The organism is Lysinimonas soli (assembly GCF_042655435.1).
GTDB classification, from domain to species: Bacteria; Actinomycetota; Actinomycetes; order Actinomycetales; family Microbacteriaceae; genus Lysinimonas; species Lysinimonas soli.
This window is the reverse complement of sequence record NZ_JBHSMG010000001.1, coordinates 677,883-697,184: the sequence shown is the minus strand read 5'-3', so window position 1 is coordinate 697,184 and position 19,302 is coordinate 677,883. Positions and strand designations below refer to the sequence as shown.

20 protein-coding genes are annotated in these 19,302 nt (G+C 72.0%); 7 read left to right on the top strand and 13 right to left on the bottom strand.

What is annotated here, in order from left to right; translation table 11 throughout:
- Positions 1–159 precede the first annotated feature (159 nt).
- Both ACFPJ4_RS03305 and ACFPJ4_RS03300 read right to left on the bottom strand, forming a co-directional pair.
- Entirely contained in the window at positions 160–2,340 is a 2,181-nt protein-coding gene (locus tag ACFPJ4_RS03305; RefSeq protein WP_386738863.1) for a DEAD/DEAH box helicase, read from the bottom strand.
- Positions 2,341–2,559: 219 nt separating this feature from the next.
- Entirely contained in the window at positions 2,560–2,979 is a 420-nt protein-coding gene (locus tag ACFPJ4_RS03300) for a DUF6804 family protein (RefSeq protein WP_386738862.1), read from the bottom strand.
- Between the two features lie 38 nt (positions 2,980–3,017).
- On the opposite strand from ACFPJ4_RS03300, the gene ACFPJ4_RS03295 reads away from it, so the two are divergent.
- Positions 3,018–4,370, top strand: coding sequence for a M20/M25/M40 family metallo-hydrolase (locus ACFPJ4_RS03295; RefSeq protein ID WP_386738861.1), 1,353 nt, complete (start codon positions 3,018–3,020; stop codon positions 4,368–4,370).
- Positions 4,371–4,763: 393 nt separating this feature from the next.
- Here ACFPJ4_RS03295 and ACFPJ4_RS03290 read toward each other — a convergent pair whose 3' ends face one another.
- From ACFPJ4_RS03290 to ACFPJ4_RS03275, 4 genes are read right to left on the bottom strand one after another with little or no spacing between them, the layout of a single operon-like run.
- Positions 4,764–5,621 carry an aldehyde dehydrogenase family protein gene (locus ACFPJ4_RS03290; protein ID WP_386738860.1) on the bottom strand — a complete coding sequence of 286 codons (858 nt, stop codon included), beginning with the start codon at positions 5,619–5,621 and terminating at the stop codon, positions 4,764–4,766.
- Positions 5,618–7,111 (bottom strand): aldehyde dehydrogenase family protein, encoded by a 1,494-nt coding sequence (locus tag ACFPJ4_RS03285; protein WP_386738859.1) that lies wholly within the window; start codon positions 7,109–7,111, stop codon positions 5,618–5,620. The genes ACFPJ4_RS03290 and ACFPJ4_RS03285 overlap by 4 nt, the downstream gene beginning before the upstream one ends.
- An 11-nt stretch (positions 7,112–7,122) precedes the next feature.
- Positions 7,123–8,139, bottom strand: a complete 1,017-nt coding sequence (gene deoC / locus ACFPJ4_RS03280) for a deoxyribose-phosphate aldolase (RefSeq protein WP_386738858.1) — start codon at positions 8,137–8,139, stop codon at positions 7,123–7,125.
- Positions 8,140–8,148: 9 nt separating this feature from the next.
- Positions 8,149–8,580: an SRPBCC family protein gene (locus ACFPJ4_RS03275; RefSeq protein ID WP_386738857.1), complete on the bottom strand. Its 432-nt coding sequence runs from the start codon at positions 8,578–8,580 to the stop codon at positions 8,149–8,151.
- Positions 8,581–8,644: 64 nt separating this feature from the next.
- Here ACFPJ4_RS03275 and ACFPJ4_RS03270 point away from each other — a divergent pair, with 64 nt between their 5' ends.
- Positions 8,645–8,785 carry a hypothetical protein gene (locus ACFPJ4_RS03270; RefSeq protein ID WP_386738856.1) on the top strand — a complete coding sequence of 47 codons (141 nt, stop codon included), beginning with the start codon at positions 8,645–8,647 and terminating at the stop codon, positions 8,783–8,785.
- Entirely contained in the window at positions 8,782–9,717 is a 936-nt protein-coding gene (locus tag ACFPJ4_RS03265) for an ROK family protein (RefSeq protein WP_386738855.1), read from the top strand. The genes ACFPJ4_RS03270 and ACFPJ4_RS03265 overlap by 4 nt, the downstream gene beginning before the upstream one ends.
- Here ACFPJ4_RS03265 and ACFPJ4_RS03260 read toward each other — a convergent pair.
- From ACFPJ4_RS03260 to ACFPJ4_RS03235, 6 genes are all read right to left on the bottom strand, one after another.
- A complete protein-coding gene (locus tag ACFPJ4_RS03260; RefSeq protein ID WP_386738854.1) occupies positions 9,714–10,976 on the bottom strand; it encodes an MFS transporter in 1,263 nt (420 codons plus the stop codon). The two genes, ACFPJ4_RS03265 and ACFPJ4_RS03260, sit on opposite strands and share 4 nt — an antisense overlap.
- Positions 10,973–11,923: a bifunctional riboflavin kinase/FAD synthetase gene (locus tag ACFPJ4_RS03255; RefSeq protein WP_386738853.1), complete on the bottom strand. Its 951-nt coding sequence runs from the start codon at positions 11,921–11,923 to the stop codon at positions 10,973–10,975. Before ACFPJ4_RS03255 ends, ACFPJ4_RS03260 begins: the two co-directional genes overlap by 4 nt.
- A 2-nt stretch (positions 11,924–11,925) precedes the next feature.
- Positions 11,926–12,396 carry a hypothetical protein gene (locus ACFPJ4_RS03250; protein ID WP_386738852.1) on the bottom strand — a complete coding sequence of 157 codons (471 nt, stop codon included), beginning with the start codon at positions 12,394–12,396 and terminating at the stop codon, positions 11,926–11,928.
- Positions 12,397–12,457: 61 nt separating this feature from the next.
- Positions 12,458–12,820, bottom strand: coding sequence for a hypothetical protein (locus tag ACFPJ4_RS03245; protein ID WP_386738851.1), 363 nt, complete (start codon positions 12,818–12,820; stop codon positions 12,458–12,460).
- Positions 12,817–13,731 (bottom strand): tRNA pseudouridine(55) synthase TruB, encoded by a 915-nt coding sequence (truB, locus tag ACFPJ4_RS03240; RefSeq protein ID WP_386738850.1) that lies wholly within the window; start codon positions 13,729–13,731, stop codon positions 12,817–12,819. The genes ACFPJ4_RS03245 and truB overlap by 4 nt, the downstream gene beginning before the upstream one ends.
- The gene (locus ACFPJ4_RS03235; RefSeq protein ID WP_386738849.1) at positions 13,728–14,357 is read right to left on the bottom strand and encodes a TetR/AcrR family transcriptional regulator; all 630 of its coding nucleotides are present in this window, start codon (positions 14,355–14,357) and stop codon (positions 13,728–13,730) included. Before ACFPJ4_RS03235 ends, truB begins: the two co-directional genes overlap by 4 nt.
- 82 nt (positions 14,358–14,439) lie before the next feature.
- Here ACFPJ4_RS03235 and ACFPJ4_RS03230 point away from each other — a divergent pair, with 82 nt between their 5' ends.
- From ACFPJ4_RS03230 to ACFPJ4_RS03220, 3 genes are all read left to right on the top strand, one after another.
- Complete coding sequence (locus tag ACFPJ4_RS03230) at positions 14,440–15,903, top strand: DHA2 family efflux MFS transporter permease subunit (RefSeq protein WP_386738848.1); 1,464 nt, start codon at positions 14,440–14,442, stop codon at positions 15,901–15,903.
- Between the two features lie 144 nt (positions 15,904–16,047).
- Positions 16,048–17,058 carry a ketopantoate reductase family protein gene (locus tag ACFPJ4_RS03225; protein WP_386738847.1) on the top strand — a complete coding sequence of 337 codons (1,011 nt, stop codon included), beginning with the start codon at positions 16,048–16,050 and terminating at the stop codon, positions 17,056–17,058.
- A 118-nt stretch (positions 17,059–17,176) separates the two neighbouring features.
- Entirely contained in the window at positions 17,177–17,653 is a 477-nt protein-coding gene (locus ACFPJ4_RS03220; RefSeq protein WP_386738846.1) for a hypothetical protein, read from the top strand.
- Positions 17,654–17,692: 39 nt separating this feature from the next.
- On the opposite strand, the gene ACFPJ4_RS03215 is transcribed toward ACFPJ4_RS03220, so the two are convergent.
- Complete coding sequence (locus ACFPJ4_RS03215) at positions 17,693–18,352, bottom strand: nucleoside/nucleotide kinase family protein (protein WP_386738845.1); 660 nt, start codon at positions 18,350–18,352, stop codon at positions 17,693–17,695.
- A gap of 36 nt (positions 18,353–18,388) precedes the next feature.
- On the opposite strand from ACFPJ4_RS03215, the gene ACFPJ4_RS03210 reads away from it, so the two are divergent.
- Positions 18,389–19,279: an HhH-GPD family protein gene (locus tag ACFPJ4_RS03210; RefSeq protein WP_386738844.1), complete on the top strand. Its 891-nt coding sequence runs from the start codon at positions 18,389–18,391 to the stop codon at positions 19,277–19,279.
- The last annotated feature ends 23 nt before the right edge of the window (positions 19,280–19,302 follow it).

Sequence of the window (19,302 nt, the reverse complement as noted above, 5' to 3'; positions counted from 1 at the left end):
TTTCTGTTGCCTTCCGACTTCACCTTGCGGATCACCCTTCCAGCGACCCCAACATTACTCAGCGGCGCGCGCCCGGCAACCCGTCAAGTTTCGCTAGATAGTTGAGAGTTCGCGCACCGTTCACCGTGCCGTCACGTCGTCCTCCACCACGGCACGGCGCTAGAGCTGCTCGACCGCGTCGGTGAGCACCGCGACGAGCGCCTCGAGCTGCACCGAGCCCTCCGCCGCCTCGAGCGCGGCCTCGCCGTCGAGCGCGCGGGCTGCAAGGCCCGCCTTCGCGTCGATGAGCTGCGAGATGCGGCCGTCGAGGGTCCCCGCCGCGATGATGCGCCACGCCGTGACCGGCAGCTCCTGACCGATGCGGTGCACGCGGTCGATCGCCTGGGTCTGCTCGGCGTTGGTCCAGCTCAGCTCCGCGAGCACGACGTTCGACGCGACCTGCAGGTTGACCCCGACGCCCGCGGCGGTCAGCGAGCAGACCGCGACCGCGACATCCGGATCGTTGGTGAACGCGTCGATCGCCGCCTGCCGGGCCTTCGAGGTCTGATCCCCGCGCAGCGAGACGGTCTTGAGCCCCGCGGCGGCGAAGTGCTTCTCGGCGGTGTCCATCACGTCGATGTGCTTGGCGAAGAAGACGACCTTGCCCACGTTGCGCGCGAGGTTGACCGTGTAGTCGGCGGCCGGCGTGGCCTTGGCCTGGCCGATCCTGCGCACCATCGTGAAGACGTTGTCTCCTGAGCCGTCTCCCCCGGCCTGGCGGGTCTCCTCGAGCTCGGCCGCGGCCACGAGACGGATGAGGTCGGCCGGATCCGACTCCGGGCGTGTGGCGAGCACACGGCGGTAGCGCTCCACGAGCCGAGCGACCAGTGCCGCCTCGGCCTCGCGGATCGAGCGACCGGCCTCGCCGTCGAGCTCGACCGGGATGTCGGCGATGCGACGAGCGGGGATGTCGGCGGCGACATCCACCTTCTTGCGGCGCACGATGCCCATGTCGACGACCGCGTTGCGGGCGGCCGCGAAGAAGCCGGGGTCACCGGGGGTCAGCTCGGTCTCCTCGAGTCGTGCCATCAGCTCGGCCAGCGGCTTCTTGTCGTCGATCCAGCCGAGGTACTGCCAGATCATCCGGAAGTCCTCGATCTGGTTGATGAGCGGCGTTCCGGTCAGGGCGATGAACAGGGCACGCGGCGACACGGCCCGGATGCTGCGCGACAGGGCAAGCACGTTCTTCGAGCGCTGCGAATCCTTGTTCTTGATGAAGTGCGCCTCATCGACGACCATCCCCTTGAACCCGCGACGCGAAAGCCACGCGACGTGCCGGTCGAGCACCTCGTAGTTGACGATCACGACATCCGCGAAGGCGTCGATGTCGGCGCCGTCGCCGTGCACGACCGTCGACACCCGCTGCGGGGTCCACTTCTCGACCTCGCGCGCCCAGTTGACCTTGACGACGTTCGGCACGACGACGACCAGCGGGTACGAGTTGGTGGCGTTGGCCGCCAGCAGGGCCTGGGCGGTCTTGCCGAGGCCCGGCTCGTCGGCGAGAAGATAGCTGCGGTGGCCGGCCCGGGCGCTCTCGATGAAGCGCGCCTGGTGCGGCATGAGCTCGGTTCCGCCGGGGGTCGCGAGCGACTTCGCGTCGGGCAATTCCATGCTCGCGGCGCCGCCGACGCCGACCTCGAAGGAACGGAACAAGGGCTCGATGAGCTCCCAGTTGGCCAGACGGTTGCTGCGGGCCACGGGCGCCGGACCGACCGCGCTGAAGTCGGGCGCCAGGAACGGATTCGACATCTGGTACTGCTTGACCGACTGCGGGATGACGTGGCGCTCCTCATCGGCCGGCTTGACGGGCGCCTCGGTGACCACGATGAGGTCGTCGGGGCTCATCTCGCTTCCGGCCTCCATGAGCATCGAGCGGCGCATCTCCTGCGCGGCGGTGCTGAGCGGGGCTGAATCGGTGAGCAGCTGGATCAGGCTGGTGTCGCGCGCCGCCGTCTTGGCCATGATCGTCGCGATCCCGTCGAGACGGGTCAGCTCCTTGGTGCGTTCGGCGTCGCTGAGCGCCGTGTCGCCCTTGATGCGGGCGCGTTCCTCGCGCACCAGCACCGCGACGACGCGGAATCGGGTGCGGTTGGACGGGTTGACCTTGCCGCGTTCGGCCGAGTTCTCGATCGCACGCACCGTGCGGGCGAGCACGGGGATGACGCCGGCCTCGTCCTGATGCTGGCGACGGCGCTGCGGCGAGGCGCCGCGACGGGCACCCTGACGGCTCGCGCCGGACCTGGAGTTGCCCGACTTCGTGTTGCCGGAACCGCTGCCGGAATTGCGGCCGGATGTGGCCATTGTGCTCCTCGGGCGGAGGCTGGCCCCCGCCTGCTGTGTCTGGTGCTCCAGGCGAACCGGGTTCGCCGAGAGCGGTGGGAAGGGATTTCCCGGGTGAACTGCTGCCCCTGATGGTGTGGTGCTTGGAACTGTTCCCAGATCCCGGCTTGGCCGGTGGGAGAGGCGCACTTCGAGTCTAGCTTACTTACTCGCGTTGTCGGCCGACGCGCCCTCGTCCTGTCAGCCGACGCGTCCGGGCTTCTGCTCGTCGGCGACCGGCACTCTGACGAACACGGCCACGAGCACGAACACGAGGATCGCCACGTACTGCGCGCCGAACCAGAGCGCTCCGTGGAAGTCGAACGGGACCACCGGATTCCAGGCGACGGCGATCGCGAGCAGCAGCGGGATCCACCACCACTGCCCGGCCTGGAAGGCGAACCAGGCGACGATGAGCGCCAGGATCGCGACGATGAACTCGATGACGACGAATCCGCCGCTGCCGATCAGGGCGAACCCGATGAGCAAGGCCATCACCGCGATCAGACCCGGCGCCAACGCCGTACGCCGGACCTTCGGCGCGCCGTAGCGGTCGCGGTCTGCGGGCCGGACCTGCTTGCCCGACCGGCCACCGGGTGTGGATCCCCGCGATCTGCTCATCGCCCTCAGCCTAATCGCGGCACGCGTAGCATCGAGCCATGGCGCATCCCGAGACCGCGGTCGAGCGGTTGCAGGGGCTTCTGCGGATCCCGACGGTGTCCCGGTCGGCACCCGAGGTGGCCGACGAGAGCGCCTTCGAGCGATTCCGCGCGCTGCTGGCCGAGTCGTATCCGCTCGCACATTCCCGCCTCGAGCTCGAGACCGTCGCCGGCGGCACCCAGCTGTTCCGGTGGTCGGGGCGCGGCGAGCGCGCGCCGAGCGTGCTGATGGCGCACTACGACGTCGTGCCGGCGGATGAGCCGGGCTGGCGGCATCCGGCGTTCGGGGCCGAGCTCGTGGGCGACGCGGACGGCGCGGATGGTGCGGACGAGCAACGGGTCTGGGGCCGCGGGGCGATCGACGACAAGGGGGCGCTGGTCGTCATCCTGGAGGCCGTCGAGGAGGCGCTCGCCGACGGGTACCGTCCCGCCGGCGACGTCTACCTGAGTTTCGGCCACAACGAGGAGACCGCGGGAGACGGCGCGGCCGCGGTCGTCGAGCTGCTCGCGTCGCGCGGCGTGCGCCCGGCCCTCGTGCTCGACGAGGGCGGCGCCGTCGTCGAGGGGGTCTTCCCCGGCGTCGACGGGCCCATCGCGGTCGTCGGGGTCAGCGAGAAGGGCATCGCCGGCATCGAGCTCGTCGTCGAGCGACCGGGAGGTCATGCGGCGACCCCCGTGCGCGACGGGGCGACCTCGCGGCTCGCGCGGGCGATCCTGCGACTCGAGCGGCATCCGGCTCGGGCCGCGATCCCCGCGCCGACGATGGCGATGGTCCGTACGCTCGGAGCGCACGCCCGGCAGCCGCTCGGGTTCTTCTTCCGGAGGGCCGGCGTGTTCCGGCCGCTGCTGACGGCGGTGTTCGCGCGACTCGGGCCGGAGACCGAGGCGATGGTGCGCACGACGCGGGCCGTCACCCGGTTGAGCGGCAGCGCCGGCGACAACGTCATCGCCGAGCGGGCGACCGCGATGGTGAATGTGCGCATCGCGGTCGGATCGAGCGTCGCGCAGGCGGCCGATGACATCCGGGACGCCGTGAACGACCCGGCGGTCGCGGTGCGCGTCGTCTACGGCTCGGAGCCCTCCGCCGTCTCGCCGAGCGAGGGCCCCGCCTGGCAGCTGCTCTCGGAGGCGATCGCCGACACCTTCCCGGGCACGATCGTCACCCCCTACGTGATGCTCCAGGCGAGCGACAGCCGGCACTTCACCCGGATCAGCGACGGGGTCTACCGCTTCCTGCCGTTCGATCTGCGGGCCTCGGAGCGCGCGACGCTGCATGCGATCGACGAGAGCATCCGGGTGTCGACGTTCCTGCGCGGGATCGCGTTCTACCGGCGGCTGCTCGCGGTGCTCTGAGCCGCGCGGCGGGGCGCTGGCGGCCAGGGCCGGGGCGGCCGCGGTACGGCGGACGGGAGCCGGGTGCGGCTCGAGATGCACGATCCGGGACGCGGCCCGACGGTTGCGGATCAGGCTCGGTCGCGGATCAGGCACGGTTGCGGATCAGGCACGGTTGCGGATCAGGCACGGTCGCGGATCAGGCACGGTTGCGGATCAGGATGACGCGCCGTGTCGGTCCGCCGATCAGGTTGCGCCGTCGGCGTGTCGCGCCGGCAGTCCTGATCGTCAGACCGGTGGGACGCAGGTGCGGACGGGCGGGACGTGGGGGCCGGGTGGCCGGGGCGGAGGTGGCCGGGGCGGAGGTGTCCGCGCCCGGATGGCCGGGGCCGAGGTGTCCGGGCCGAGGCGGGGCTAGATCAACGCCTTCGTGTGCCAGACCGTCTTGGTCTCGGTGAAGGCCAGGATGCGGTCGAGGCTGCGCGCGGGCACGCCCGGTTCCGGGTCGAGCACCCGCTTGAGGGTGTCGGCCGCCGCGATCGCGAGATCGACCCAGTCGAGCTCCCCGGCGCCGGCGAGGTCGAGGGCGTTGACGTCGGCGTGGGAGGCGAGCCAGGGCACGATCTCGGCGGGCGAACCGGTGAGCACGTTGACCACGCCTCCGGGCACGTCGCTCGTGGCCAGCACCTCGGAGAGGCTGATCGCGCTGAGCGGATGCGCCTGATCCGCGACCACGACCACCGCATTGCCCGCCACCAGCGCGGGGGCGACGACGCTCACCAGCCCGAGCAGGCTCGACGCGCCCTGCGGGGCGACGATCGCCACGACGCCGGTCGGCTCGGGTACCGAGAGGTTGAAGAAGGGACCCGCGACGGGGTTGCCCGATCCGGCCACCTGCACGTACTTGTCGGCCCAGCCCGCGTACCAGACCCAGGTGTCGATCGCCTCGTCCACCTGCCGGGCGGCCGCCGCGGCCGAGAGGCCCTCCGCGGCGCGCAGCTCGTCGACGAACTGCGCGTGCCGGCCCTCGAGCAGTTCCGCGATCCGGTACAGCACCTGCGCGCGGTTGTAGGCCGTCGCACCGGCCCAGCCGGGCTGGGCGGCGCGGGCCGCGACCACGGCATCGCGGGCATCCTTGCGGCTGGCCTGCGCCGCGTTGGCCAGGAAGGCGCCTTTCGCCGTCGTGACCTCGTAGCTGCGCCCGCTCTCGCTGCGCGGGAAGGCCCCGCCGATGTAGAGCTTGTAGGTCTTGGGCACCGTGAGCCGACTCACTTCGACACCGCCTTCGCACTCGATGCGGCGCTCGCCAGGTAGGCGGCGAGCCCCTGCCTGCCACCCTCACGGCCGTAGCCGGATTCCTTGTAGCCGCCGAACGGAGACGCCGGATCGAAGCGGTTGAAGGTGTTGGCCCAGATCACTCCGGCGCGCAGCTTGTCGGCCACCGCGAGGATCTTGCTGCCCTTGTCGCTCCAGATGCCGGCCGACAGCCCGTACGGGGTGTTGTTGGCCTTGGCGATCGCCTCGGCGGGCGTGCGGAAGGTCAGCACCGACAGCACGGGGCCGAAGATCTCCTCCCGCGCGATCCGCGACGAGGTCGAGACGTTGTCGAAGATGGTCGGCGCGAACCAGAAGCCGTTCTCGGGCAGCACGCACGGCGCGCTCCACCGATCGGCGCCCTCGGCCTCGCCGGCGTCGCTGAGCATCCGGATGCGCTCGAGCTGCTCGCGGGAGTTGATCGCCCCGATATCGGTGTTCTTGTCGAGCGGATCCCCCAGGCGCAGCGTCGCGAGCCGCTGCTTGAGCCGCTCGACGACCTCCTCGTGGATGCTCTCCTGCACGAGCAGCCGCGATCCGGCACAGCAGACGTGACCCTGGTTGAAGAAGATCCCGTTGACGATGCCCTCGATGGCCTGATCGATCGGCGCGTCGTCGAAGACGATGTTGGCCGCCTTGCCGCCGAGTTCGAGCGTGACCTTCTTGCCCGTGCCCGCGACCGCCTTCGCGATCTCGCGCCCCACGGCGGTCGACCCCGTGAAGGCGACCTTGTGGACGTCCGGATGCCGCACCAGCGTCGCGCCCGTCTCGCCCGCGCCGGTGACGATGTTGACCACGCCATCCGGAAGCTCGGCCTGCTGCACGATCTCGGCGAACAACAGCGCCGTCAGCGAGGTGGTCTCGGCGGGCTTGAGCACGACCGTGTTGCCGGCGGCGAGCGCCGGAGCGATCTTCCAGGCCAGCATGAGCAGCGGGAAGTTCCACGGGATGATCTGCGCGGCCACGCCGAGGGCCCGCGGGTTGGCGCCGAGCCCGGCGTAGTCGAGCTTGTCGGCCCAGCCTGCGTAGTAGAAGAACCAGGCGGCCACGAGGGGGACGTCGACGTCGCGGCTCTCTTTGATCGGCTTGCCGTTGTCGAGGCTCTCGGCGACCGCGAGCTCGCGAGCGCGCTCCTGCACGAGCCGGGCGATGCGGAACAGGTACTTGCCGCGATCCGCCCCGCTCAGCTTCGACCAGGTGCGCTCGTAGGCGCGGCGAGCAGCCGCGACGGCGAGGTCGACGTCTTTCGGCGTGGCCGTGGCGATGTCGGCGATGTGCTGTTCGGTCGCCGGCGAGATCGAGGCGAACGGGGTGCCGTGCCCCTTCACGAAGGCGCCGTCGATGAACAGCCCGTAGCTCTTCTGCAGGTGCAGGATGCTCGTCGACTCGGGCGCCGGCGCGTAGTCGAGAAAGCCGGGGGCAGTCGAGGCGGGAACGATGTCGTTCATGTCGGGAGCCTTCAGTCGATCGTGACGTAGTCGGGGCCGCTGTACCGGCCGGAGGTGAGCTTCTGCCGCTGCAGCAGCACGTCGTTGAGCAGGCTCGAGGCGCCGAAGCGGAACAGGTGGGGCTGCAGCCACTGCTCCCCCGCTGTCTCGGCGACGGTCACGAGGTACTTGATCGCGTCTTTCGAGGTGCGGATGCCGCCGGCCGGCTTCACCCCGATGCGCTCGCCGGTCAGGCGGTGCCAGTCGCGCACGACCTCGAGCATGAGCAGGGTGACGGGCAGGGTCGCGGCGGGCGACACCTTGCCGGTGGAGGTCTTGATGAAGTCGCCCCCCGCGAGGATCGCCAGCCAGCTGGCGCGCCGCACGTTGTCGTAGGTGGTCAGCTCGCCCGTCTCGAGGATGACCTTGAGGTGCGCGAACGAGCCGTCGTCGCGACGGCAGGCCTGCTTGACCGCGACGATCTCTTCGAAGACCTTGCCGTACCGCCCGGAGAGGAAGGCCCCGCGGTCGATGACCATGTCGATCTCGTCCGCGCCGTTCGCGACCGCATCGGCCGTGTCCGCGAGCTTGACGCGCAGCGAGGCGCGTCCGCTGGGGAAGGCGGTGGCGACGGCGGCGACCGAGACCTGGCCGAGGTCCGGATCGCCGTGCGCGGCGCCGAGGGCGGCGACGGCATCCGGGACCATATCGCCGTACACGCACACCGCCGCGACGCGGGGTGTGCTGAGATCCGACGGGTCGGGGGTGAGCGCCTTGGCGACCAGGGACCGCACCTTGCCGGGCGTGTCGGCGCCTTCGAGCGTGGTCAGATCGATCAGCTCGATGATCTTGTCGAGCGCCCAGGCCTTCGAGCTGGTCTTGATCGAGCGTGTCCCGAGGCCCGCCGCGCGCTGCTCGAGACCGACCGCGTCGACGCCGCTGAGGCCCTCGAGGTGCAGGCGCAGGCTGCGTTCGGTGAGGTCGCCGCCGAGCAGCCGGACCGCCCGTTCGGCGGGCGCCAGCGCCGCGCCCTGCTTGGTCGCATCCATCCGACGAGTCTAGTTCGCGCCCGAACGCCGGGCCGGGTTCGCCGGTCGTTCGAGCTCGGTCCACGAGACCGGATGCCCGCGCAGCAGGTCTTCCAGCTGGTCGAGCCGGGTCTGCCACCCCGTGACCAGCGGCCCGCGGAAGCGGACATCGGCGATTCCGAGCAGCTCGACCGTGACCCCGGTCGATGCGCCACGGGTTCCGCCCGGGATCTCGACGAGCGAGATCCGCAGCTCGCCGAACTCCTCGCCGTGCACGTGCAGCCGCGCGACCTCCGCCGGCGCGGGATCGACGCGTTCGCGCACGCTCACCTCCGGCTCCCCGCCGACGAGGCGCAGTACCGGGTGCAGCCACCCCTCGACGAGCACGGGATCGATCAGCGCGTCCCACACGATGACGCGCGGCAGGTCGATGACCCGCTGAATCCGCACCGTCGATTCCACGGCGCCAGCCTAGGACCCGCCACCGCGACCGGCGGGTTGCCGCGGCGTCGCTACGCTGACGGGTATGACAACGGCCCGCCCCGACCGGTCTCGCATGCACCGGATCGTCGACATCACGGCCGCGGTCGTTCTGGCCGCCGCCGGCTGCTCCGGGACGGCCGGCTCGACGGCGGGGTCCCTCCCGGCCGGGACGGCCGGCTCGTGAGCGCCGTCGCCCTCGCCCTCGACCTCGGCGGAACGAAGGTCGAGTCGGGCCTGGTGACCGCCGACGGCGAGATCCTGCCCGGCACCCGCTTCCGGCAGCCGACGGGCCCGAGCCGCAGCTCGGACGAGCTCGCCGCCTCGGTGGATGCCGCGGCGCGCGACGCGCTCGCCGCCCTTCCCCCCGATGCCGAGCTGCTCGGCGTCGGGATCGGCGCCGCCGGCCCCATCGGCGTGCGCGAGGGCACCGTCTCGCCGCTCAACCTGGCGGTCTGGCGGGGGTACCCGCTGCGCGCCCAGCTCGAGTCGATCGTGCCCGACGTGCCGGTGACGCTGCGGATGGACGGCCTGTGCATCACGCTGGCCGAACACTGGCGCGGAGCGGCGCGCGGGGTCGACAACGTGATGGGGATGATCGTCTCGACGGGCGTCGGCGGCGGTCTCATCCTCGGCGGTCGCACGGTCGCGGGCGCGAGCGGCAATGCCGGACACATCGGCCACGTCGAAGTCGCCGGCTTCGACGACCCCTGCCCGTGCGGCGGTCACGGCTGCCTCGAGGCGATCGCCTCGGGACCGCACACCGTCGCTTGGGCACGCACCCGCGGATTCCGCGGCACGACCGGTGAGGAGCTCGCGGCCGCCTACGCAGCGGGCGAGGAGGCCGCGATCCTCGCGGTCCGGCGATCGGGCCTGGCGATCGGTCGCGCGATCGCCTCGGCGACCTCGCTCGTCGATCTCGAGATCGTCGCCATCGGGGGCGGTTTCTCGCACGTCACGCCCGAGCTGTTCGACTTCATCCGCGAGCCGATCGCCGAGCGCGTCGAGTTCGACTACATCCGGGCCGTGCGCGTCGTCCCGTCGGGGCTGTCCGGCGACGGGCCACTGCTCGGCGCCGCGGCCCTCGTGCACCGCTCCGAGCTGGTGCCGAGCGCCTAGCCCTCCCGGATGCCGCGGCGCTCCGCCCGCGCGGCCAGCTCGTCCTCGACGAAACGCGTCCGCCGCAGCACGAACACGCCCGGAAGCGGAAGCAGCACCCCGACGAGCAACATCACCAGCAGAGGGACGAACCACGAGCCGGTCGCATCCCGGAGCAGGCCGACGACGATCGGCCCGAGCGCGCCGATCGCATAGCCGATGCCCTGCACGAAGCCGCTGAGGCCCACAGCGCCCGCGTGGGTCCGGCTGCGCAGGTTGATGAGGGCGAGTACGAGGGGGAAGAACAAGGGGCCGAGGCCCGCGAGGAGCGTCCACAGCACCGGGGCTGCGGCGGGGGCGAGCAGCAGTCCCCCGTATCCGCCGACGACGAAGACCAGACCCGCCACGAGCAGGGGGGTGACCCGACGCAATCGCGCGGCGAGGATCGGCGCGAGCACGCCGCTCGGAAGTCCCATGAACGACCACAGGGCCAGTAGCGATCCGGCCTGGGCCCGGCTGGTGCCCGCCGTGTCGGCGAGGATCGTCGGCAGCCACGCGAACGAGGCGTAGGCGACGAACGCCGCGGCCCCGAAGGCGCCGGCCAGCACCCACGCGATGGCCGAGTGCGCCATCCGTCCGGCGAGCTTCGGCTCGGCGTCGTCACGCCCGGATGCCGAGGGCGCGTCGTCGAGGCGGGCCCGACGTTCGCGCCGCAGCATCCCGATCCACGGCACGGCCGCCGTGAGGGCGACCGCGAACCAGATCGCGAGCGAGACGCGCCAGCCCGCCGAGTCGGCGACCGGCACGGCGATGAGGGGTGGAATCGCCGAACCGACCGACATCACCGTGATGTACAGGGCGCTGACGAGCCCGATCCGGTCGGGGAAGTAGCGCTTCACGAGCGGCGGCATGAGCACGTTGGCGACGCCCACCCCGAGCAGGGTCGCGACCGTGGCCAGTAGCAGCACCGGGGCCGAGGGGGCGAGCGCGCGGCCGAGGTGACCGAGCACCATGACGCCGATCGCCAGCAGCAGCGTGCGGTCGAGCCCGACCCGCCGCGAGATGGCCGGCGCGAACAGCCCGCTCACGGCGAAGGCGATGGGGGGAACCGCGCCGAGCACGCCGATGACGACGGCCGAGAGCGGGATGTCGCGTGAGATGTGATCGAGGATCGGCGAGATCGCGGCGACGGCCGTGCGCAGGCTCAGGGCGACGAGCAGCACGCCGGCCAGCGCGAGCAGGCGCCCGCGCCAGCGGGCTCCCGGACGGGCGTCGCTCACGCGGGCTCGACCGCGAGGATCTCGCGGATGCGCTCGTCGTCACGGTGCAACTGGGTGACCAGCGCGTCGACCGACTCGAAGCGGTTCATCGGCCGCAGGTACTCCACGAACTGCACCTCGATCGGCTTGTCGTACAGATCGAGGCGCTGGTCGAAGAGATGGGTCTCGACCTGATGCGCCGGCACGCCCTCGAAGGTCGGATTGTTGCCGATCGAGGTCGCGGCGCCGTAGCGCTCGCCATCGACGACGACCCAGGTGGCGTAGACGCCGTCCAACGGCAGGAAGCCCTCGAGGTTCGCGTCGAGATTCGCGGTCGGGTAGCCGAGCTCGCGTCCGCGCTGCTCGCCGTGCACCACCCGGGAGCGGATGCTCGGCAGCCGTCCCAGCAGGGCCGCGGCCTCGCGCACCCGCCCCGCCGACAGCAGCTCGCGCACCCAGGTCGAGGAGGCGCGACGTGACGCTCCCCCGTCGTCGAGCTGCACGTCGTCGAGGATCGCCACCTCGAAGCCGTGCGCGGCCCCGAGGCGGCGCAGCAGGGCGACGTCGCCCGAGCCGCGCGCGCCGAACCGGAAGTCCTCGCCGCACAGCACGAGCTTCGCGTGCAGCGCCGACACCAGGATGTCGTCGACGAAGCGCTCGGGCGGCAACGCCGCGAACTCGGCGTCGAAGCGCAGCATCAGCGTGGCGTCCACCCCGGCCGCAGCGAGCAGCTCGTGCTTCTGCGCGTTGCTCACGAGCGGTTCGGGGCACGCCTCGGGCGCGAGCAGGCTGAGCGGATTGCGGTCGAAGGTCAGCACCGTGACGGTCAGTCCGCGCTGGTCGGCGAGCTCGCGCAGCTGGCGCAGCACGTCACGATGCCCGAGGTGCAGCCCGTCGAACTTCCCGACCGTCACGGCCGAGGGTCCGAATCCCGGAGGCACGGCGGCGAGGCCGTCGAAGAACCGCACGGTCAGGCTCTGACGGCGGCCGCGGCCGGCCGGCGTCGCAGGTACAGCAGTCCGAGCACCGGCAGCACGAGCGGAACCAGGAGGTACCCGGCGCCGTAAGCGCTCCAGACCGTCGCGGTGCGCCCGAACGGATCGAGGGAGTGCAGCCCGAGGATGCCGGGGGCGAGCAGGCTGAGCGTGCCGACGATCAGCACGCCGGCCAGCTCGATGCTGATCGTCACGAGGGCCAGCCGACGCAGCCGCGCGGCGAGCGCGACGGTCGCGACGAGGTAGATCGCCCCGGCCGCCGCCGAGAGGATGAAGGCCAGCGGCGCCTCTGAGAAGCGATCGATGATCTGGAAGACCGATCGCCCGGTCGCCGCGATCGCCAGGACGGCGTACACCGCGACGAGAACCCGGCCCACGCCGCCGCCGGAGCGCGCGGCATCCGGGCCCACGGGGGACTCGGCCTGCGGAGGATCGGAGCGGGACATCGCGGTCCAGACTATCCGAGGCGTGCGACCTCGTGCCCGGGGCCGCGGCGCGCGGATCGGATCAGTGCGCGGTCCAGATCTGCTGCATCCGGAACACCATGACCGCGATCGCGAACGCTCCGACGCCCAGCACCACGGTGCTCCACCGGGTGCGCTCGACGAGACCCCAGAACACCGCGAGCGGAGGGATGAGCAGGGCGGTCACCAGATAGACGTAGAACTCGGCGACGCTGCCGGTCGGACGGTTGCCGACGCCGGGCGCGACGAGCGCTGACACCAACTGCGCGACCAGCAGCAGCTCGATGAGTACCAGCGCGCCGAGTGTCACGTCGTTCGGCCTGCGGCCGATCAGGCCGAGCACGACCGCGAGCACTCCCGCGGCGCAGGCGACGATCACCTGCGCGATCGTGAACCCGTAGATCACGCGAGCGCCTCCTCCGTCGGGAAGTTGATGAGAACCCGAGCTACGCCATTGTGCACGCTCACCAGGCCCGCGAGCGCGCCGGAGGGCGCGATCGTGGCCAGCACCTCGCCGTCGGGTGCCGAGACGGCGACCCGTTTGCCCTGGCTGAGGGCGACGAGCTGCTCCCGGTCCACGGTCACAGCGGGGAACAGCTCGCGCGCGATCGCGGCCGGCGGGCGCAGGTCGTCGGGGCCCAGCCCGTCGAGGGCCGCGGCATCCGCCACCAGGAACGGGCCGACCGAAGTGCGGCGCAGCCGGGTCAGGTGCCCCCCGACCCCGAGGGCCGATCCGAGGTCGCGGGCGAGCGCGCGCACGTAGGTGCCGGACGAGCAGTCGATCACCACATCGAGATCGTGGAACTCGGAATCCGCGCCGGACGGAACGCGCCGTTCATCCAGCACCTCGAAGCGCGAGATCGTCACCGCGCGCGCCGCGAGCACGACCTCCTCACCCGAGCGCGCCCGATCGTAGGAGCGCCGGCCGTCGACCTTGATCGCGCTGAACGTCGACGGCACCTGCTCGATCGGGCCGCGCAGGCGCTCCAGCGCGGCCTCGAGGGCCACCCGCGTCACACCGCTCGCGTCGACGGGGTCGGCGAGCTCGCCCTCGGCGTCGTCCGTCGTGGAGGCCTGTCCGAGCCGGATGGTCGCGGTGTACTGCTTGCCGAGCCCCACCAGGTAGCTCAGCAGCCGGGTCGAACTGCCGACCCCGAGCACGAGCAGACCGGTGGCCATCGGATCGAGGGTGCCGGCGTGCCCGATCTTGCGGGTGCCCAGGGCCCGACGCGCGCGCGCGACGACGTCGTGGCTCGTCATGCCCGCGGGCTTGTCGACGAGCAGGATGCCGCCGGCCGGCGCGACCGCCTCGCTCACGCGGGCGTGTTCTCGGCGGTCGTGCGCAGCAACAGTTCGAGCTTCTGGGGCATCGCGGTCTCCAGCAGATCCTTCGCGCAGGGGTCGCCGTCGGCGTACTCGTCCGCCATGCGCAATCCGACCATCGTGTTCATCATCATGCCGTGGGCCAGGAACTGGTCGGTCTCCTCGGCCGAGAAGCCCGCCTCCTCGCGCAGCAGCCGGTACACGCTCAGGAACCCCGCCCGGGCCGCGGCCCCGATCACGGGGTCGGCGCCCAGCAGGAAGGAGTGCATGAGGCTGAGCAGCAGCCCGCGGTCGAGCAGCAGCTCCGCGTAGGACATCCCGATGCGGTGGCCCAGGGTGTCGTCGGGGCCGGCGACCGGCGTCGGGTCGGCGATCGCCGCGCGGAACGTCGCCAGCAGGCGGTCGAGGGCACGCTGCAGCACCTCGAGGAACAGGGCCTCCTTGGTGCCGAACATCCGCACGACGTAGGGCTGGCTGACGCCCGCCGCCCGGGCGATCGCGTCGGTCGTCGTGCCGACGTAGCCGCGCTCGCCGAAGACCGAGGTGGCGGCCGCGAGGATGAGCTCGCGGCGCTCGTCGGAACGCATCCGGGTCGCGGTCTCCGGGGGCTGGATCGTCATGCTTGACATGGTATCAATCGATTACTACTCTCCAGATGTAATCATTCGATTACTTCTTATCCTCGCCATCTCAGGAGCCGTGATGTCCCTCATCCCCACCGCGCGGCGCGTCCCCTTCGCGCTCGTCCTGCTCGCCACCGGCATCCCGATGTTCATGGCGACCCTCGACAACCTCGTCATGACCAACGCCCTCCCCGTTCTCCACGAGGACCTCGGCGCCTCGGTCGAGCAACTGCAGTGGTTCATCAACGCCTACACGCTGGTCTTCGCGAGCCTGATCCTCTTCGCGGTCGCCCTCGGCGATCGATTCGGCCGACGCACCGTCTTCGCCGTCGGCATCGGCGTCTTCACCGTCGCCTCGGCCGCGGCTGCGCTGAGCACCGATCCCGCCCAGCTCATCGTCGCCCGCGCGATCCAGGGGCTCGGCGGTGCGGGCATCATGCCGCTGTCGCTCTCGCTGCTCGCCGGATCGGTCGAGCCGCGACGCCGTCCGCTCGCGATCGGCGTCTGGGGCGGGATCGCCGGACTCGGCGTCGCGGCGGGTCCCCTGATCGGCGGCGCGGTCGTCGAGGGCTGGAACTGGCAGGGGATCTTCTGGATCAACGTGCCCGTCGGCCTCGTCGCGATCCCGCTCCTGCTCGCCGTGCTGCCGAACGCCTTCGGGGCGCGAGTGCGCGCCGACGTCGTGGGAGTGCTGCTCGCGGGACTCGGCGTGCTCGGCATCGTCTTCGGAATCGTGCGCGGCAACCCGGTCGGCTGGGACAGCGCCGAGGTCATCGGCGCTCTCGCGGCCGGCGCAGTGCTGCTCGCGGGCTTCGTCGTCTGGGAGCTGCGCCACCCCTCGCCCCTGCTGCCGTTGCGGCTGTTCCGTGATCGGAGCTTCGCGGTGGCCAACCTGGTCGGATTCGGCTTCAGCTTCGGCATGTTCGGCGCCGTCTTCATCCTGATCCAGTTCCTGCAGATCGTGCAGGGCCACACCCCCCTCGAGGCGGCACTCATGACGACCCCGTGGACCATGGCACCGATGATCGTGGCGCCGCTGTCGGGCGTCGTCGCCGGCCGGATCGGAACGCGCACTCTGATCGTCGCCGGTCTGCTCTTCCAGGCCTTCGGATTGTTCTGGGTCGCGGCGACCATGAGCGCCCACGTGCCGTACACGACGCTGCTGCCCGCCTTCATCGCGGCCGGCATCGGCATGGGGCTCGTCTTCGCCCCCTCGTCGACCGCCGTGCTGGCCCACATCGCCCCGCACGACACCGCGAAGGCCAGCGGCACCAACTCGACCCTGCGCGAGATCGGCGTCGCGCTGGGCATCGCGGTGCTCACCGCCGTCTTCACGGGCGCGGGCGGGCAGCTCACCCCCACCGGGTACGTGGATGCCGCGATCCCCGCCGTGTTCGTGGGAGGCGCCGTGCTGCTGGCGACCGCGATCGTGGCGCTGTTCCTGCCCGCCGGACGCGCCGCGGCGGCCCCGACCCGGGCATCCGAGCCGGCTCCCGCCGCGGTCGAGCCGGGTTCCGGCGCGGTCGAGCCGGTCGGCGTCTGAGCCGGCGCCGCACGGCACTACCTCCGCCACGGGTTCGGGATTCAGGATGACGTGCCGCCCGTGTCCCGGGATCAGGACGCCCGAGGGCGGGGCCGGCCCCGGCATCCTGAATCCCGTCCGGCGACGCGCGCCTAGGCTCGTTGCATGCGCATCGCGGTGATCGGAGCGGGGGCGGTCGGGGGGACCCTGGCCGCCCTGCTCGATCGCGCCGGGCACGAGGTCGAGGTGACGGCGCGGGGCGAGAACCTCGCGGCGATCCGGGCCGACGGGCTGCGGCTCGACGGCGGCTTCGGCGAGCACGTCGCGCGGGTGCGCGCCGCCGAGACCCTGCCGATCGCGCCGCCGGGACGCGAAGCCGAGCTCGTCATCCTCGCCACCAAGGCGCAGGATGCCGCGGCCGCCCTGAGCGCCAACCGCGCCGCCCTCGGCACGGCGCCCATGCTCATCGCCCAGAACGGGCTCGGCGGGCTGAAGCTCGCCCGTTCCGTGCTGCCGGAGTCCCCCTTGCTCGGCGGCCTCGCCCTCTTCGCCGCCTCGTACCTCCAACCCGGCCGGGTCACGGTGACGGCGCCGCTTCCGCTCATCGTCGGCGCCGCCCCGGGCACGGCGGCGACGGTGCTCACGAGCGTCGCCGCGACGCTGCGGGCGGCCCTGCCGATCGAGGTCACCGACGACATCGAGGGCGCGCAGTGGACCAAGCTGCTCATCAACCACGTCAACGCGCTGCCCGCGATCACCGGGTTGAGCGTGCAGGAGGTCGTCGCCGATCCCGGGCTGCGCCGGGCGATGACGGCCAGCATGCGCGAGACCGTGCGGATCGCGCGGCGCATCGGTGTGCACTTCGCGACCGTGCAGGGGGTGAGCGGGCGGGTGCTCGGCGCGGTCGGGATGCTTCCGCTCGCGCTCGGATCGGCGCTTCCGCGCTTGCTGGCACGGCGGATGGGCGAGGTTCCGAATCCGGGGTCGACGCTGCAGAGCATCCGGCGGGGTCAGCTGACCGAGATCGACTTCCTCAACGGTGCGGTCGTGGCCGCCGCCGCCGAGCACGGGATCGCCGCCCCCGTCAACGCGGCCATCGTGGCACTCGTGTACGAGGTGGAGCGCAGCGGGGTCTTCCTGACGGCCGCGGAGACGGTGCGGCGGCTGCCGCTGTAGCCGCGCGGTGGCGCCAGCGGGACGACGTCCAGTCCGCAGCCGGTGCCGTCGCTCCTCGGTTCTCCACCACCCGGGCCGATGCGGCGATCCCGTTCGCCCGGACGGCGAGGATCGGGGCATGACACGACCGCGGAATCGACGACCGCCAGGTGGGGCACCGAACGATCACGACATCCGGAACGTCCCGCTGCCGAGCGACGCCGAGCTGATCCCCCACCTGCAGCGGATGCTCGAGAACGGCCTGCGCCGGCAGGTGTGGGTGATGCTGCTCGATCACGAGCTCCGCCCCTTGCCGATCCTCGTGCCGACCGACGTGCCTCCGGAACCGGATCCCGAGGACGTGCTGGGCGTGAGCGACTTCCTGCGCTGCCTCGCCCTCGATTTCGAGGGGTCGACTCTGGTGCTGACCTTCGAGCGTCCGGGACCGGATGAGGTGACCTCGCGCGACCGGCGATGGTTGCGACTGCTTCACGAGGCGGCCATCGCGTCGGAGTTCCCGTTCCGCGGCCCGTACCTCCTGCTCGGCTCGCGGGTGCGCGCGGTGCCGCCCGACGACTACCTCGCCGCCGAGTGGCTCGAGTTGGATCCCCTGTAGCTCCTGTAGCTCCTGTAGCTCCGCGACCGTCGCTGTCGCTCAGCAGCTGTCGGCGAAGACACGACGCGGGTGGTCCACGTCGGAGGCGTCGACGATCGCGGATGCCGCGGTGCGCGGGGCGGCATCGCGCAGGTAGAGCTGCTCCGCGCCGAGCTCGCGCGGCGAGCGCGTCTCGGACGTCGGCGAGGCAGCGCCCGGCTCGGCGGCCGCTCGACCCGGCGCCTCGAGCCAGACCGAGAAGTTCCAGATGCCCCTCAGCTCGGGCCGGAGCAGGTACGGCCCGTCCACCACGAGGATCGCGTCGGCCGGCCCGGTCTCCCAGGCCGATTCGAAGGGCACGTCGCGCTCCCGATCGAACAGCGCCGTCGAGAAACCGGTCGAGCCCGCGAGCCGGAACGGACCGAGCAGCACGCGTCGGAATCCGGCGTCGTCGTAGCCGTCGCGGTAGAGACCCTCGGCGGAGTCCGCGCCGCGGGCGTCGCGCACCGCGCGCGGGCGCTGGAAGTCGTCCATCGACGCCCGGAAGACCTCGTGACCGGCACGCCGAAGCTCGGTCGCGAGGTCATCGGCGAACGCGCCGGCGTCGGCACCCGAGGTGCCGTCGACACCGACCACGACACGGCCGCGGGAGTAGTGCTGCAGCAGTTCGTCGGCGAGCGCCCGCATCGTGTCGCGCCGCTCGGGTGCCCACCTGGCCATGCCGCCCAGCCTAGTGTCGGCGCATAGGGTTGACGGGTGGTGGGGAGCCGGGAGACCGCGGTCGGCGAGACGATCGCCGACTGGTACGCCGCGGGGCACCGGGAACTGCCGTGGCGGCATCCGGACTATCCCGCCTGGGGCATCCTGATGAGCGAGTTCATGCTGCAGCAGACCCCGGTGGCGCGCGTGATCCCGCGCCTCGCCGAGTGGCTGCAGCGCTGGCCGTCCGCTGCCGACCTCGCGGCCGTGCCACCGGGTGAGGCCGTGCGCGCCTGGGACCGCCTCGGCTACCCCCGCCGGGCTCTCGCCCTGCACGGCGCCGCGGTCGCGATCGCCGAGCGGCACGGCAACCGGGTTCCGAGCGAGGTGGACGAGCTGCTCGAGCTGCCCGGCGTCGGGCCGTACACCGCGAGGGCGGTCGCCGCCTTCGCCTACGGGGTGCGCACCCCCGTGGTCGACACCAACGCGCGACGGGTGCTGGCCCGGGCGATCGGTGGGCAGGCCGAGGCGGGGCCGCCGTCGACCCGCCGCGACCTCGAGGCGATGCAGGCGATCCTCCCCGTCGCGCCGACGCGCGCACGGCTCACCAACGCCGGGATCATGGAGCTCGGCCAGACCGTCTGCACCGCCCGCGCACCCCGCTGCGACGTCTGCCCGCTCGCGCGGCTCTGCGCCTGGCGGGTGACGGGATACCCCGCCTACGACGGGCCGGCCGCGGTCCGGCAGAAGAGGTACGAGGGCTCCGACCGCCAGGTGCGGGGGCTGATCCTGCGCGAGCTGCGGGCATCCGAGGTCGCCGTTCCCATCGACGCCCTGTCGGGTCTCTGGCCGGATGCCGTCCAACTCGAGCGGGCCATGACCGGCCTGCTGCGTGACGGCCTGGTCCACGGCGACGCGGCATCCGGCTTCACCCTGCCGCTGCACTGATCCGGCGAGCCCGGACGTAGGCT